Here is a 14,358-nt window from a genome sequence, read left to right as displayed (position 1 = left end):
TACCTACTCGCCACGATCATACTTCTTATCAATGTTTGCAACTCCTTCAAGCATCCATGCCGGAGCGGGCGTTCCCTTCAGGTAATAGTCGAAGTATTGCTGCATGCGAACCAGAAAGTCTTTTTGATTTGCTTCGATTGCCAAATGATGACCTTCGTTTGGATAGGATAGAAAGATCACCTGCTTATTCAATCTTCTGGCAGCGTTATAATATTCAAGACCCTGGTTCCAATCCACCGCACCATCAGCAGTGCCATGAAGGATCATGAAAGGAGTTTTGATCTTTGGTGCATGAACCATTGGTGATTCGCGTTGATAAGCCTCGCGTGCCGACCATGGCGTCATATTTTTTCCCATTCGTACCTGCCCTATCTCCATAATGCCATGGTGATTGGTTCCAGTGCTTCCATAGATATTATTATAGAAGCTTTCAAGATTGGTAGGTGGTGCACCGGTAACTACACATGCAAACATATCTGTTTGTGTGAGGATGAATGAACTTTGATATCCACCCCAGCTATGTCCCTGCAAACCAATTTTCTTTGGATCGGCATAGCCGAGATCAATTACTTTTTTTGTGGCAGAGGTAATGCAATCCAGGGCACTCGTTCCGGGACGACCCTCATCATAGACATTATCGGGTTGGAAAACCAGATATCCATTGCTGGAATACAATGACATGTGTGGCCGGTCATCGTATGTAGGCATAGAATAGCTATTGTGTTCCTGCGACATCTTTTCGTAGAAGTAAACGATCATCGGATATTTCTTTCCAGCCTCATAATTAGCAGGAAGCGTTAGGGTACCCTGAAGCTTTTGTCCTTTGCTGTTGGTATAGTCAATTAGGACCCTCTTACCCCATGCATAATTTTTTTGCTGAGGGTTGGCATTCGTGACTTTTTTGGCATTCATAAAACCTGAATTGCTCACATAGTAATCGGGAAAATCAACGAAAGTCTGAACGTTGTAGAATACTTTGTCAGCATTCAATGCTTTTCTTGGTGGGCCATAATTCCGGTCTTCATATAGAACTACTTTTGGTTCCTGTCCTGCTATCACTGAGTAAAATCCAGACTTCTTAGTCCATTCACCATCCGCAGATAGAAGTATAGGTTTTTTGGTATCGATGAAAGGTTCCATCGGATCCATTGGAACGTAATTGAAATGAATTTCTTCTTTCGTGCCAACGCCAGCGGTAAGATTTGATGCTTTTGTTCCATCAAGAGAAAGCATCCAGAGATCATATTTGTGATTAACGACAACACTCTTTCCATCCTTTGTCCAACCCGCAACTCCAAAGGGAGGTTTTTCATGAGGATAAGGATGCTCCATATTCATGAAGCGAACAGGCGCTGCCTTTGAAATATTTGTTACTTTATTCGTTGAGAGATCAACGACGTGTAGGGATGAATCAAGCTGGAAGAGATAGTATTTACCATCTGGCGAATATCCGAGTGGACGGTTTACCAGCTTGGCAAAAAGTTCGCGCTTCCCGTCTTTCAATGTTACACGGTACAGATCCGCAGGAGAAACTCCCCAATTAACATCATCAATGTATGGTTTGTCATTGCGACCCACTGCATAGGTTGAATTTTTTGAAAGGTTTACATCTCTCAATGTTTCATCGCTGAGGCGCGAAAATATTCCTGTTGATGGATTTACGGAACACAAATAAGTGTATTTCTTATTTTGCTCAGAGCGCTTCATTTGAACAGATTGGATCTGTTCATCTTTCCAATGCCAGACATCAAGATTGGCGAGTGTGTCTTTGCTCATCTTTATCTTTTTCTCCTGCGCGCGGACGCCAATGAAAACCAGTGATCCATCATTTGAAAAGGCTGGTTTGAAATTCTCGCTCACAATATTTCTTTTAGGAAGACCAATAAGTGAAGAAGACGGGAAGATTTGTTTTCTGTAAGCCGGGGTCAGGACATTCATAAATACCAGTAATGAATTGTCTCTGTACATGGTCGTGTCGCGCGAAACTCCTTTCAGAATGGCGAGATGTTTTCCTTTATTAGCCCATTCAGATCGTAAAGCCGTTGCATCATCCCATGCAAGCTGACTGTAAGTAGCTGAATCGGTATCGAGTGTCTTCATTTCGCCCGTCCCAGTATTATATAAATAGAGCCCGTTGCCGCTCATTTTATCAGCATCCACTGTGTATGCCAGTAAATTTCCTTTCTGATTGAAAACGAAGGACCCTACGTTGCCAATATTCACCAGCGAACCATCATCCAGTTTTTTAAGAATAAGATCCTTGCCTTCATGTTTCGAATTGTCATCAGAAGGTTTTTTGCGGAGGACTGCATAGACAGCAGAATTATTGGAGAATGCAGCGGCGTCCATTCTGTCAATGACTGATTTCTTGCCGGTTTCCAGATTGAGAATACCCGCTGAGTTAAGAACCGGCTTCTTGTCTTTTTTGAGTTTCTTATCTTCTTCCCGTGAAGGCTTTATGACAAATGATACCCATTTGCTGTTCTCTGAAAATGCAGGACTTGCAGCAAACTTGACTTTGTAGATTTTATCAGACTCAAGATTTTTGATGATCAATGTATCGTTGCCGCCATTGACACGATGGCTGTAGGCAAACCATTTTCCGTCGTTGGAAATTACAGGATCAACAACTCTTGACCACTTAGCGTAATCTTTAATAGTAAGAGGTTTTTGCTGACTGAATGCAGTAGCTGCGATCAATAGCAAGGACAGTATCAGGATTGATTTTTTCATAAAGGTGCGGGTATGAAGGAAATTTAGTAAGAACGCACACAGAATGAGTCAGTGTTTTTATAAACGGTTGTTTTTGAAGATTGGAGAAGAATTATAAACAAGAGAAAAAGGCATCAAACCTTAAATCAGATTTCTGGCCTTTAGTTCAAGATACTTATTGATTGTATTCACTGTAAGTTGCTCCGGTGTAGTGAGAATGGATTGGATCCCTCTTCTCTTCAGCTCTTTTACAATCAACTTTTTATCATAGCTGAACTTCTCTGCAACCGCTTTGTAGTAAATATCTTTCACGGTACCAGCAGGAGATTCCAGCAATGATTTCATTTCAGTGTTTTCAAAAAAGATTACCACCAGTAAGTGACGCTGAGAAAGACTTTTCAGGTAGGGCAATTGTCTCTCCATTGAATAGACACTTTCAAAATTTGTAAACAGAAGCAGGAGGCTCCGCTGATTGATCTTGCTTCTCACCTGAGCATGAAGCATTGAATAATCTGATTCGCGGAAAGCGGTCTTTTGATGATACAGAACTTCCTGAATCACTGCCATCTGGTTGTTACGCCTGCTGGCCGGAAGCATCGTTCCAACCTTATCCTGAAAAGTAATCAATCCTGCCTTATCGAATTTTTTGATGGCAATGTTGGAGATCACAAGACAGGCATTGATCGCGTAGTCCAGAAGACTTAGTCCATTGAAAGGCATCTGCATCACACGACCTTTGTCAATAAGAGAATATACCTGCTGCGACCTTTCATCCTGAAACTGATTCACCATCAACCTGGATTTTCTCGCCGTTGCTTTCCAGTTCAGTGTGCGGATATCATCACCATTTACATACTCCTTGATCAGTTCAAATTCCTGATTCTGGCCGATCTTCCTGATCTTCTTTATTCCAACTTCTGTCAACCTGTTGCTGATAGCGAGGAGTTCATACTTGCGCATCTGCAAATACGACGGGTATACCGGCACCATCTTATCACCCGAAAATGAAAACCTGCGCGCCAGTAACAACAGAGGAGAACTCACAATAACATTAACGGCTCCAAAAGAATACTCACCACGTTTAACAGGACGCAAGTGATAAAGAATCACCTCCTGATCACCTGACTTCATTTTTATATTGAACTCAAGATCTCTTCGTTGAAACTGATGTGGGAGTTCATCGAAGATCCTCAGCGAAACCGGGAAGGTGTAAAAGTTTTCAAGATGGATCTTTATATCATTCTCATCACCGTTGGAGAGCCGGTCAGGAGCAAGACGGTGTCCGTTCATGCCGCGCTTCACGCGAAACAAAAGCAAAGCATCTGTCAGAATGACTCCAACAAACAGATAGAATAGAATTTTTGGAATCCACACACCATTACTTAAAACAAACGTCAGAATAAAAAGCACAACGAGTGCTCCTATGATATAGAAGAAACGATTGTTGATATAAAGGTTTCGGAAGACTTTCACTATCGCGGCACTTCAATTTTGTCAATGATCTGTTTGATAACCTCATCTGTGGATACGCCCTCCATCTCTTTATCAGGATTAAGCATAATGCGATGACGTAACACAGGCAGCGCAACGATCTTGATATCTTCAGGCGTTACAAAATCGCGACCCTGCAATGCGGCATAGGACTTTGATGCATTCAGAATTGCAATGGATGCTCGTGGCGAAGCGCCCAGAAATAAAGATGAGTTGCTGCGGGTCTCGTGAACGATCTGGGCAATGTATCGCATAAGATTCTCCTCGAGATGGACAGCCTGAGCCAACTCACGGAATGCTGCAAGACTTTCAGCAGATAGCACAGCGTTTACCTGTTCCGTTGCAGATTGTGATTTCCGATTATGCTGTCGTGAGATAATGCTAAACTCCTGATCCAGGTTAGGATAGTTTACTACGATCTTGAAAAGAAAGCGATCCAGTTGAGCTTCCGGCAAGCGATAAGTTCCTTCATGTTCGATAGGATTTTGAGTAGCCACAACGAGATAAGGACTTTTCATTTTATAAGAATGACCATCAACCGTTACCTGACGTTCTTCCATGACTTCAAAAAGAGCGGCCTGTGTTTTTGCCGGCGCGCGGTTGATCTCATCAATCAATACAATGTTTGAAAAGATGGGACCTGATTTGAATTCGAATTCTGATGTCTTCATATTAAAAACTGAAGTTCCTAATACATCGGAAGGCATTAAGTCAGGAGTAAATTGTATGCGGCTAAAGTCAACTGAGATTACACGAGCGAGCAGCTTTGCCGTGAGTGTTTTGGCAACGCCGGGTACTCCTTCAATCAGAATATGTCCATCTGCCAACAGGGCGGTGAGGAGAAGATCGACCATGGCTTCCTGGCCAACAATGATTTTTCCAATCTCTTCGCGAATACGCTTGACGTTTTGCTGGAGGCCACTTAAGTCAAGCCGGTTTTCAAAAATGTTGTCTGCCATGATTGTTTATTTACTTTTCATTAAAGGACTCTATTCTTCTGTTTAATTCGATCAATTCACCCTCTTTGATAGAAGGCTTCTTAAGTATTTCGCGGATGAGATCAAATAATTTCCTTACATCAGTTTCTGATTTCCCGGATTTCTTTGCCAATGTTAAAACAAAATTCTCGCTCACGTCATTGGGATTCAAAAAATGCTTTGTCCTGATCTGATCAAACAGGAACAGGATTTTCTTTTCAGCAATGTTCTTGTGGTCGCCCCGTTGATAATAAAGATTTCCAATGATGCCTGTGAATTCGAGCGTGGTGTTTTGTAATGGAGGAATAATAGGAATAATCCGCTGTTTGCGTTTTGCCTCAAATATCATGAAGATCAATAGAGAAATAATAGAAAGATAATATGCCCATGCCAGCGGCTCGCGTGTTAAAATAAAACGAAGCGGTGTACTGGCTTCCATTCTTCCCACACTATAAAATTCACTCCAATAGGTATCCCTGTCAGGTAAATAGGACAATGATGTCGACATAAATTCAGCCGCATCGCCTTTTATGGCATAGATATTAGAGAAGGCTAAGGGGATGCAATTCAGGATTATGCTTCCCTTCCCCCATACCACACGAAGAGCAACTGGTTGATGAAAATCATTTTCTGCAATGACGGAGGTGCGTGTGCTGTCAAAGGTTCCGAAGTAGTTGTGAATATTATCACGCTTAAAAATATAGTGTCGCGCTGTATCAAGATTTCTATTGACAAACTTGACGAATGAGGTGTCGCCTCGTTGTTCATAGATAGAGTTTCTGAAGAGATAGTCGTAAGTATTGATATTTAATGTGTCTGCCAGTGTACCATAGTATGATTGAGCAGCTATAAAAACAGATGCACCCCTGGCGGCATGTTCAAGAAGAACTTTGGAATCTTCCTCCTTCATATTAAAGTGGTGGGTAAGAATCAGAATATTCTCATCGGCCTTCAGACTATCTTTTAATTCATAGATCGTCTGATTGGATACACTGATCTTTTTTCCTTTAAAGATTTCTGGCAGCAACTGCTTTAAAGCGTACGCTCCAAAAGGATTCTTGTCCTCAGATGCATAAGTTGGAGTCCAGTCGAAACTCTTCGGACTCGAAAGTTGCACTATCAGGTACACGCCGAAAGCCAGAGAGAGATAAAGAATGTATTTCCAATCCTTTTTCATTCAATCCTCTTTCTCCAGTTGTCGAAAATTAATTTTACTCTTTCATACATTGTTTCGTTGACATTGAAATCACCGTACCACGCATAATCGAAATAGAAACTCAGCTCACTGAATCCAATTTTGAGATCAGTTTTTTTAAGTTCTTGCGTATAATCATGATTGGTTTTTCCTGGCCGCCAGTCAACATGCTGCTTATCTGACAATAGCTTAAGCGCATAGAGAAAAGTTAACCTCACGCCGTGCCGGTACTCTTTCTTGTCCAAAGCTTGCTGGATAAGCTTATCGAAATCCATTTCATGAATATTCTCTTCAACGGTCTGATAGTTTAACGCTCCCTTATCTGAGCCGGAATAGAATATCCGCAAAGCGTCCACTTTAAGCAGCAGCAGAACAATCAGAACAACTAATCCTATTCCGAGAAGGTATAGAAAAACCCTTCCCCAACTTGTGGAAACGGCACTTCGGAAGATCCATCCAAACATCTGGTAGAGCCATTCCAGGAATCTGGTCCAGATACTTTCCGCTACCGTGGGGGGCTGCCGATAATCGAAATCATCGTCGTTCTTTAGTTCGTCTAATTTCTTTTGATCGAATGAACGCGCTTCAATAATAGTTGAATCGGGTGAGCCAATGATTTCTTCATTGTCAAAACGATTATTAATGTATGCTTTAATGGAGTCAACATCAAGCTTCGTGCTATCCTGACCAGCTAATGTGAAGCTGACGATGAGAGCAATGATGAAGGAGAAAATGAATCGCATGATGAGGAAAAAATTTAGTAATGCTCTTCTTCGGTTGGTGCGATGGGAACCTCTCCAATAGTATTGATCTGACTCAAAAGTCCCCTCGCTTCTTTTAATTCAACAAGATTAAAATACTGAAAGGATAAGCCAATCATTGGAAGACAGATCAGAAGCATGAATGAAAGAAAGTAGAGCGTCATGCTCATCATTACTACGAAACTTAAAATGCCACCACTTTCATTGAAGGAACTTCCTTCTGTATTGTGCAGGGAGCCCATTATCATAATCAGGTAACCTGGAATAAAGAAAACATAGGCGATGGTGATCACCAGCAGCATCAGGATCAGATAAATTCCAAAAGTGCTCCACCATTTTCCGCGCGTCAGTTTAAAAGATCTCTCCACAGCTGTGAAAAAATTTCTTTTTTCGAAGCCCTGCACCACGAACAATAAGGAAGCACTGATGAAGAGATATACAAACCCTCCGAAAAGAACCAGGATTCCCAGAAATATAAGGAGTGGTGAAATTGCGGCAAGAACAACGGTAGGAATGATCAAAAGAAAATAGGCAATCATCGCAAAGAGGCCAAACAGAAACGATGAAATCAGATACATGAAAAAAGTTTTGCGTACTCTTTGCCAAACCTCACTGACTTCAATTTCATTAGTTTGTTTTTCCTGATAAAGGATCAGATAATTATTGATGGTGGCAATGATGGAAACTATACTCACCACAAAGAAGACAAATGAGAGCAGCATCTCAATCCATAAGTTCACGGATCCGAAATAGTTAGCCATTGCTTCTGGTCCGGCAGTACTGTTGCTGAATATGCCTTTCATAGAACTTCCCATCAATAGACTGGAAACCAAAATGGGTGGACCGGCGATATATAGAAGACTTCTGGAAAGACCTTTAAAGTTCTGCCGGAAGAATACAAAGGTTATAGAAACCTTATCGCTGAAGTTACGGGTCTTTTGAAATTCAATTAATCTGAAGTTTCCCATTGCGAAGCTTGTAAGGGTAAATGACAAAATAGTAAACCATGAGGATCGCGGAAAGAGAAATGATCAATGCTTTTAAACTCCAGTGCATAAAAGCATAGCGGGTAATCACTCCTTCGATGAACGCAGCCAGTATAAAAAAAGGAACAAGTCCCATAATGATCTTCAATCCTCTTAAGGCGCCTGCCTTGAATGAATCCAATCGCGAGTAGGTGCCAGGGAAAATCAGACTGTTACCCATTGTAAATCCTGCTGCTCCTGCAATTACGATGGAAGAAAGCTCAATCGTTCCGTGAAGCATGATGACAGGAAATGCCTGGGCAAGCTCATGCTGACGATAGAAAAAAGTAACAAACGATCCCACCATTACACCGTTATAGAACAGATGCAATCCTGTTCCCAGTGAAAAGAATACTCCGTAAGCGAAGATCATAAAAGAGACCCGGATATTATTCCAGGCTATTCCAACGAACATTGCTATTTCACTTCCGGTATCCGAATAAACTGAAGTCGGATTTCCATTCTTGATATTTTCAAGGGTCATGTTAACATAGCCATCTCCAAGGATCAACCGGGCAAAGGAATCATCGTAAGCAGCAGAGAGCGCGCCGATAACAATTGCTAAAAGAAAAATGATAAGTGCATACAACATTGATTTGCGCGCCTCATACAACACCAGGGGAAGTTCGGATTTCCAGAACGTGATGAACCTGCTTTTCTCTTCCTTCTTGTTTTTGTAGATCTCAAGGTGAATTTTGCTTGCCAGTGCGTTCAGATAATTTGTCGTGCGACTGTTTGGATACTGTGTCCTTGAAAAAGAAAGGTCGTCCGTGATCTGAATGAATAATTCTGCAAGCTGGTCAGGTTTTGCCGTTTTTGGCTGACTCACTACTTTCTCAAAAGCTTCCCATCGCGGACGATTTTGTTGTATAAAAGCAGCTTCACGCATAGACCATAATTAGGCAAGAATTCCGTACCAATCAAACATTTCGACTCTTCTCATTTTTTGGCAATCTCTTCAACCTTTTTCCATACCCTGATGAAATTTCCGGAACAGATTTTTTCAATGTCTGATTCTGTATATCCGCGCTTTAATAATTCATAGATCAGGTTGGGATATTGCGATACATCTTTCAGTCCGCTTGGCAGATTTGTGGCACCACCCACACCATCATAGTCAGAGCCTAGTCCCACATGATCAATTCCCGCCAGCTTCACAGCATGATCAATGTGATTGGCAACTGTCTGCACATCTGTTGGAGGCGTTGGATGATCTTTCAGATATTCAGCAATTACTGGCTTTGCAAGCGAGTCTTCAGAATCAAGACCTTTGGATTTAAGCAGAGAGTCAAGTTTTTTATTGTGACGGGAGACTTCACTGCTGAGGAATGCCGTGTAGAAATTGATATCCATCACGCCGTCGTTCTCTCCGAGCTTTTTAATCATATCATCGGTCATATCACGACGAACCGTTGGCGCAAAGAATCTTGCCGATGAGTGTGATGCAATACAAGGTGCCTTTGAAAGTTTCATTACCTGATAGAATGTACTGTCATCAACATGAGAGATGTCTACAATCATTCCAATGCGATTCATTTCTTTCACAACCTCAATTCCGAAAGGACTTAATCCTCCCCATGTACGCGTTGTGTCGCCGGAGGAATCACAGATTTGATTGTCTTTACTATGTGTGAGGGTTGCGTAACGGACTCCACGATCGTAAAAGTATTTTACATTCTTAAGATCATTTCCGAAAGGTGCCGCATTCTCCATCCCCATCGGCAATGATATCTTTCCTTCTTTGAAATTCTTTTCAACATCCGCAACGGTATTGGCAAGAGCAAACTTGTCGGGAATATTGGTAGTGATACCGATCACCATGTTGATCATGGAATCAGCTACTGCTTTACCCTTGTCGGGCAATAACTGATAGGAAGACGGAACATAGATCGACATAAAGGGCGCACTCAAACCTCCTTTTACTGCTCTTTCATAATCGAAATCTCCTTCCGGATAACTGATGGGAATGCCCATATACTCCCGCTCAACCCTGAAATTTTTGATTTTGAGACGGAAAGGAAGATCAACATGGCCGTCCATAATAATGAACTTATGCGCCAGAGAATCTGCCAAAGCGTGAAGCTGCTCATCATTCATGCGTTCCGCAGGCTTTTTTTCTGAACATGAAAGGAAAAGTAGGGAAAGAGAAAGACAGAGGACAGAGAAGAATTTCATAGGTTTGGGTTTAGAACTGAAAGTTAAAAAGTTTCAAGTATCAAGATTCATTTTTCAACACAAACATTGATTTTATAATCACTCCATAAATCGATACCACTGATGCAGGTTCAGGTTCGTACCACTCAAAATGTTTTTATTCAGTATCAGATTGCCGGTGTGGGCGATCGGATTGTAGCTTATCTTATTGATGGTATTATCAAAGTGATTTTTGTACTGGCCATCATTGCGATTTACATCGGGATAAATCAATTCGAGAGCTGGGTATGGATTATAGCGGCGGCCATTCCGGTTTTTCTGTATCATTTATTATTTGAAATATTCATGAATGGACAAAGTCCGGGCAAGCTTATCATGAGGATCAAAGTCATCCGACTGGATGGAACCCCGGCAACTGTTGGAGACTTTTTGCTCAGATGGATCTTTGCTTTCATTGATCTCCATTTAATTGGTGGAGCGGTCGCAGTACTCTGCATTGCCATCGGAAACAAGGGACAAAGGTTAGGTGATATGGTAGCGGGAACAACGGTAGTAAAGGTGGCGAGTGATGCGCAGACAAACGCAGACGAAATATTTGTTCCGCAGAATTCTGATTATGTCCTGACCTTCCCGCGTGTAATACAACTTACAGAGAAAGACATTGAATTGATTCAAAAGGCATTGGAAGTAAATCGCTTTACCGGCAATCCCAAACCCGTGATCGCTACCAGCGAGAAAATAAAAACGTTGCTGGGTATTGAAACGGATCTCCCTCCTGTCAAATTCTTATACACGATCATTAAGGACTTTCAACAGATCACATCAAAGGGATGAGTGAACTGAAGGAAATCACAGCTTCACAACTTGCCTTACGCAACGGGCAGGATAAGCCAGAGATATGGATTGCTTTCAAAGGTCAGGTGTATGATGTCACCACTTCAAGATTGTGGAGAGATGGTAAGCACTATGAGCATTGGGCAGGTCAGGATCTTACGGATGAATTAAAAGACGCGCCGCACACAGAAGAAGTTTTTAGTAAATTTAAAGTTGTGGGAGTTCTCATTACAGGAGCTGTGAAGGACAAAAGTTAACTATGATTATTATCGCTGACAGTGGCAGCTCAAAGATCGACTGGCGATTACTGAGTGATGATGGAAGTATCGGACAGGCACATTGTCCCGGATTCAATCCATACTACCAGCCCATAGAAGATCTGAAGACGAATATTCGCGAAGCACTTGTTCCCATCGTAAAAGAACAAGTAGATCAGATCTTCTTTTATGGAACGGGTGTTTCCTCTCAAAAGAATCAGGACCTGGTAAGAGCTGCATTCCTGGAATTTTTCCCCAAAGCAAAGGTTGAAATTGAATGGGATTTGCTGGCAGCAGCAAGAGCCCTGTGTGGTCATGAACCTGGAATTGCATGCATTCTGGGAACAGGATCCAATTCATGTTTGTACGATGGAAAAACAATAACAGGTCAGGTGGCAAACCTGGGATGGATACTGGCAGATGAGGCATCGGGCGCCAACATTGGAAAGAAGTTTCTATTTGATTACCTGAGAAAAAAGATGCCGGCAACACTCGCTGAACAATTTCAGAAGAGATTCCCATTCACAAGAGAGGAGTTTCTTGAGAAGATCTACCAGCAGGAAAAACCCAGCACTTTCCTGGCAACATTTTCCAAGTTCATTTTTCAGCATCTCAAGGAACCGTATTGTTATCGATTAGTGTATGACAGCTTTTCAGAATTCTATGAAAACAATGTGATGGCATATGAAGGTTATAAGAATCTTAAGGTTCACTTCGTTGGCTCTATTGCATTTTACTATAGTGATTTACTCAGACAGGTGGCGAATGATAAAGGCGTAACGGTGAAGGTTATTCTGGAAGCGCCGATATCCGGATTGACCCTGTACCACCAGGAGTTAATGAAATAACAGACCTTTGATTTACTAAATATCTCAATCGTGAGCACAACTGAATCAACTTCCCACTACGATCACCTGGAAAACATGAGCGTCCGCGACTTGCTTTCCAACATTAACAAGGAAGATAAGTCGGTACCCACGGCGATTGAAAAGATTATTCCCTCCATTGAATCACTTGTTAAAGTTATCGTTGAGAAAATGCAGGCAGGAGGCCGCCTGTTTTATATCGGGGCAGGCACCAGCGGAAGACTTGGTATTATCGATGCGTCAGAGATTCCACCGACGTATGGAATGCCTCATGGAAAAGTGATTGGACTGATGGCAGGAGGTGATGCGGCGATCCGCAAAGCCGTTGAGCATGCTGAAGATGATGTGAATCAGGCATGGAAAGATCTGGAAAAGTTTTCCATTACGGAACAGGATGTATTGATTGGGATTGCAGCGTCAGGTCGCACGCCTTATGTGATCGGTGGGGTTAAAGATGCACGGGCTCATAAAATAGCGACAGGCTGCATTACCTGTAACAACGGCAGTGATCTAGCTTCCAATGTTGACTATCCTGTAGAGGTGGTGGTCGGACCGGAGTTTGTTACCGGTTCTACAAGAATGAAGGCGGGCACGGCACAGAAATTGGTATTGAATATGATCTCTACAGCTGTAATGATTCAGCTGGGAAGAGTGAAGGGAAATAAAATGGTGGACATGCTTCTTACTAATAACAAGCTGATTGACCGCGGTACAAGAATGATCATGGCGGAATTGGGTGTTAATGAATACGAAGCCGAAAAACTTTTGAAAGAATTTGGATCAGTGCGCAAGGCGATTGCGGGTAAGAAATAATGCATAACATTGAGCCCTACTACAACTGGCTGAAATATTACGATTCCTCTTTTGATGAACGCTCACCGTTCTTTGGGAAAGAATACAACTACGATTTATATCAGGACAACATTTATGGCTATTACATCCATCCGGGATGGGATTCAATAGAGTCAGAGACGCTTTACCTGAAAGTCCTCTTTGTTAACTACGAGAAGAATTTTGCCATCATTGAGTTCATCGGTGAGTGGAATGATACCATCAATAACGACATCATGTCGCTGAAGAGAAACTTCATCGAAGTGCTCATGAAGGAAGGGATTTCCAAATTCATTCTGATAGGAGAGAACATCCTCAATTTTCACGGTTCTGATGACTCTTATTATGAAGAATGGTTTGATGAAGTGGAGGATGAAAATGGATGGATAGCTGCGGTAAGTTTTCCTGATTTTGTTCAGGATGAAATGCGTAAGTATCATGTTGATCAGTTTATCAACATGGGAGGCACTCTTCAGATTGAGAACTGGAGGACGTTACACCCCAATAGATTGTATGAGTTGGTGAGTTCGCTGATTGTGAGAAGACTTGGTCCCTGATCTTGCGCAGATTATAACAGGCTGAGTTGTGCGCTGTCGATGGGCACATCTGCAGGAACGAGATAATTCCGTTTGGTGTTGATCTCCCGGCAAATGACACGGGTTCTTTTCAACAGACCTTTCTTAAACCAGCGACCATGCAAACCAAAGATGCTTCCTTCCGGAATTTCTGAAAGCAGCGTTACAGATTTCTGGCGTTCGTCATACTGACGGAATGCGTGAGTTAAAGTGGAGTCAGAAAAGCTGGAGGCTTTAGGATCTGCCATGTGTCTTCTCAGCACTTTTAATAAACCTTCCGGGTAAATATCTTCCGTAAGAACAGGAGCCATCAATTGAGTGAAAGTATTTTTCCATTGATCACCGTGTGCTTCAATTTTCCAGCCATGCTGCTGATGCACAACGAGGTGAGCAACTTCATGAACATACGTCATGAGAAAAAGATAAGGATGACTGTCGTGATTGATGGTGATCCGAGGAGTCTTACCCTGATGACAGGTGAAATCACCAACCTTGGAGATTCTCTTTTTTCTAAGCTTGAAGTCGAAAGGATATCGCTGCCAAAGTTGAAAGCAATACGGAAGGGCCGCGGGGGGAAGATGTTTTTCCAGGATTGAGTAAAACTTGACGGCGTCCATGGAAAGTAAAGGAAATAAAAAAAAGGCTTTAGATGCTAAAGCCTTTCCCGGGAAAATCTCTTC

General features: G+C 42.2%; 14 protein-coding genes. 5 read left to right on the top strand and 9 right to left on the bottom strand.

What is annotated here, in order from left to right; all coding sequences use genetic code 11:
* Nucleotides 1–3 precede the first annotated feature (3 nt).
* The 8 genes from HOP08_08830 to HOP08_08795 form a co-directional block, all read right to left on the bottom strand.
* Complete coding sequence (locus HOP08_08830) at nt 4–2,733, bottom strand: S9 family peptidase (protein ID NOT75020.1); 2,730 nt, start codon at nt 2,731–2,733, stop codon at nt 4–6.
* A gap of 120 nt (nt 2,734–2,853) precedes the next feature.
* On the bottom strand, nt 2,854–4,185 hold the full coding sequence (locus tag HOP08_08825; protein ID NOT75019.1) for a DUF58 domain-containing protein: 1,332 nt from the start codon (nt 4,183–4,185) through the stop codon (nt 2,854–2,856).
* The gene (locus HOP08_08820; GenBank protein NOT75018.1) at nt 4,185–5,162 is read right to left on the bottom strand and encodes a MoxR family ATPase; all 978 of its coding nucleotides are present in this window, start codon (nt 5,160–5,162) and stop codon (nt 4,185–4,187) included. Before HOP08_08820 ends, HOP08_08825 begins: the two co-directional genes overlap by 1 nt.
* A gap of 10 nt (nt 5,163–5,172) precedes the next feature.
* Nucleotides 5,173–6,357, bottom strand: a complete 1,185-nt coding sequence (locus HOP08_08815) for a DUF4350 domain-containing protein (protein NOT75017.1) — start codon at nt 6,355–6,357, stop codon at nt 5,173–5,175.
* Nucleotides 6,354–7,118 (bottom strand): DUF4129 domain-containing protein, encoded by a 765-nt coding sequence (locus HOP08_08810; protein ID NOT75016.1) that lies wholly within the window; start codon nt 7,116–7,118, stop codon nt 6,354–6,356. Before HOP08_08810 ends, HOP08_08815 begins: the two co-directional genes overlap by 4 nt.
* A gap of 14 nt (nt 7,119–7,132) precedes the next feature.
* Nucleotides 7,133–8,104 (bottom strand): hypothetical protein, encoded by a 972-nt coding sequence (locus tag HOP08_08805; GenBank protein ID NOT75015.1) that lies wholly within the window; start codon nt 8,102–8,104, stop codon nt 7,133–7,135.
* Nucleotides 8,082–9,050 (bottom strand): stage II sporulation protein M, encoded by a 969-nt coding sequence (locus HOP08_08800; GenBank protein NOT75014.1) that lies wholly within the window; start codon nt 9,048–9,050, stop codon nt 8,082–8,084. Before HOP08_08800 ends, HOP08_08805 begins: the two co-directional genes overlap by 23 nt.
* A gap of 50 nt (nt 9,051–9,100) precedes the next feature.
* Entirely contained in the window at nt 9,101–10,336 is a 1,236-nt protein-coding gene (locus HOP08_08795) for a membrane dipeptidase (GenBank protein ID NOT75013.1), read from the bottom strand.
* A 102-nt stretch (nt 10,337–10,438) separates the two neighbouring features.
* Between HOP08_08795 and HOP08_08790 the strand changes: the two genes are divergently transcribed.
* The 5 genes from HOP08_08790 to HOP08_08770 are packed head-to-tail and all read left to right on the top strand — an operon-like array spanning nt 10,439 to nt 13,660.
* Entirely contained in the window at nt 10,439–11,149 is a 711-nt protein-coding gene (locus HOP08_08790; GenBank protein ID NOT75012.1) for an RDD family protein, read from the top strand.
* The gene (locus HOP08_08785) at nt 11,146–11,406 is read left to right on the top strand and encodes a cytochrome b5 (protein NOT75011.1); all 261 of its coding nucleotides are present in this window, start codon (nt 11,146–11,148) and stop codon (nt 11,404–11,406) included. The genes HOP08_08790 and HOP08_08785 overlap by 4 nt, the downstream gene beginning before the upstream one ends.
* A gap of 2 nt (nt 11,407–11,408) precedes the next feature.
* On the top strand, nt 11,409–12,254 hold the full coding sequence (locus HOP08_08780; protein ID NOT75010.1) for an N-acetylglucosamine kinase: 846 nt from the start codon (nt 11,409–11,411) through the stop codon (nt 12,252–12,254).
* 30 nt (nt 12,255–12,284) lie between these two features.
* Nucleotides 12,285–13,085 (top strand): N-acetylmuramic acid 6-phosphate etherase, encoded by an 801-nt coding sequence (gene murQ, locus HOP08_08775; protein NOT75009.1) that lies wholly within the window; start codon nt 12,285–12,287, stop codon nt 13,083–13,085.
* Entirely contained in the window at nt 13,085–13,660 is a 576-nt protein-coding gene (locus HOP08_08770; GenBank protein ID NOT75008.1) for a hypothetical protein, read from the top strand. Before murQ ends, HOP08_08770 begins: the two co-directional genes overlap by 1 nt.
* Nucleotides 13,661–13,671: 11 nt before the next feature.
* On the opposite strand, the gene HOP08_08765 is transcribed toward HOP08_08770, so the two are convergent.
* Nucleotides 13,672–14,295, bottom strand: coding sequence for a transcription elongation protein SprT (locus HOP08_08765; GenBank protein ID NOT75007.1), 624 nt, complete (start codon nt 14,293–14,295; stop codon nt 13,672–13,674).
* Between the last annotated feature and the right edge of the window lie 63 nt (nt 14,296–14,358).

It is taken from the genome of Cyclobacteriaceae bacterium (genome assembly GCA_013141055.1).
Taxonomy (GTDB): domain Bacteria; phylum Bacteroidota; class Bacteroidia; order Cytophagales; family Cyclobacteriaceae; genus ELB16-189.
The sequence above is the reverse complement of the archived record's forward strand: the minus strand, read 5'-3'. Positions and strand labels throughout refer to the sequence as shown.

Coding starts and splice junctions, on each gene's coding strand:
- HOP08_08830 (NOT75020.1), bottom strand. CDS start 2,733: ATGAAAAAATCAATCCTGATACTGTCCTTGCTATTGATCGCAGCTACT.
- HOP08_08820 (NOT75018.1), bottom strand. CDS start 5,162: ATGGCAGACAACATTTTTGAAAACCGGCTTGACTTAAGTGGCCTCCAG.
- HOP08_08815 (NOT75017.1), bottom strand. CDS start 6,357: ATGAAAAAGGATTGGAAATACATTCTTTATCTCTCTCTGGCTTTCGGC.
- HOP08_08810 (NOT75016.1), bottom strand. CDS start 7,118: ATGCGATTCATTTTCTCCTTCATCATTGCTCTCATCGTCAGCTTCACA.
- HOP08_08805 (NOT75015.1), bottom strand. CDS start 8,104: ATGGGAAACTTCAGATTAATTGAATTTCAAAAGACCCGTAACTTCAGC.
- HOP08_08800 (NOT75014.1), bottom strand. CDS start 9,050: ATGCGTGAAGCTGCTTTTATACAACAAAATCGTCCGCGATGGGAAGCT.
- HOP08_08795 (NOT75013.1), bottom strand. CDS start 10,336: ATGAAATTCTTCTCTGTCCTCTGTCTTTCTCTTTCCCTACTTTTCCTT.
- HOP08_08790 (NOT75012.1), top strand. CDS start 10,439: ATGCAGGTTCAGGTTCGTACCACTCAAAATGTTTTTATTCAGTATCAG.
- HOP08_08785 (NOT75011.1), top strand. CDS start 11,146: ATGAGTGAACTGAAGGAAATCACAGCTTCACAACTTGCCTTACGCAAC.
- HOP08_08780 (NOT75010.1), top strand. CDS start 11,409: ATGATTATTATCGCTGACAGTGGCAGCTCAAAGATCGACTGGCGATTA.
- HOP08_08770 (NOT75008.1), top strand. CDS start 13,085: ATGCATAACATTGAGCCCTACTACAACTGGCTGAAATATTACGATTCC.
- HOP08_08765 (NOT75007.1), bottom strand. CDS start 14,295: ATGGACGCCGTCAAGTTTTACTCAATCCTGGAAAAACATCTTCCCCCC.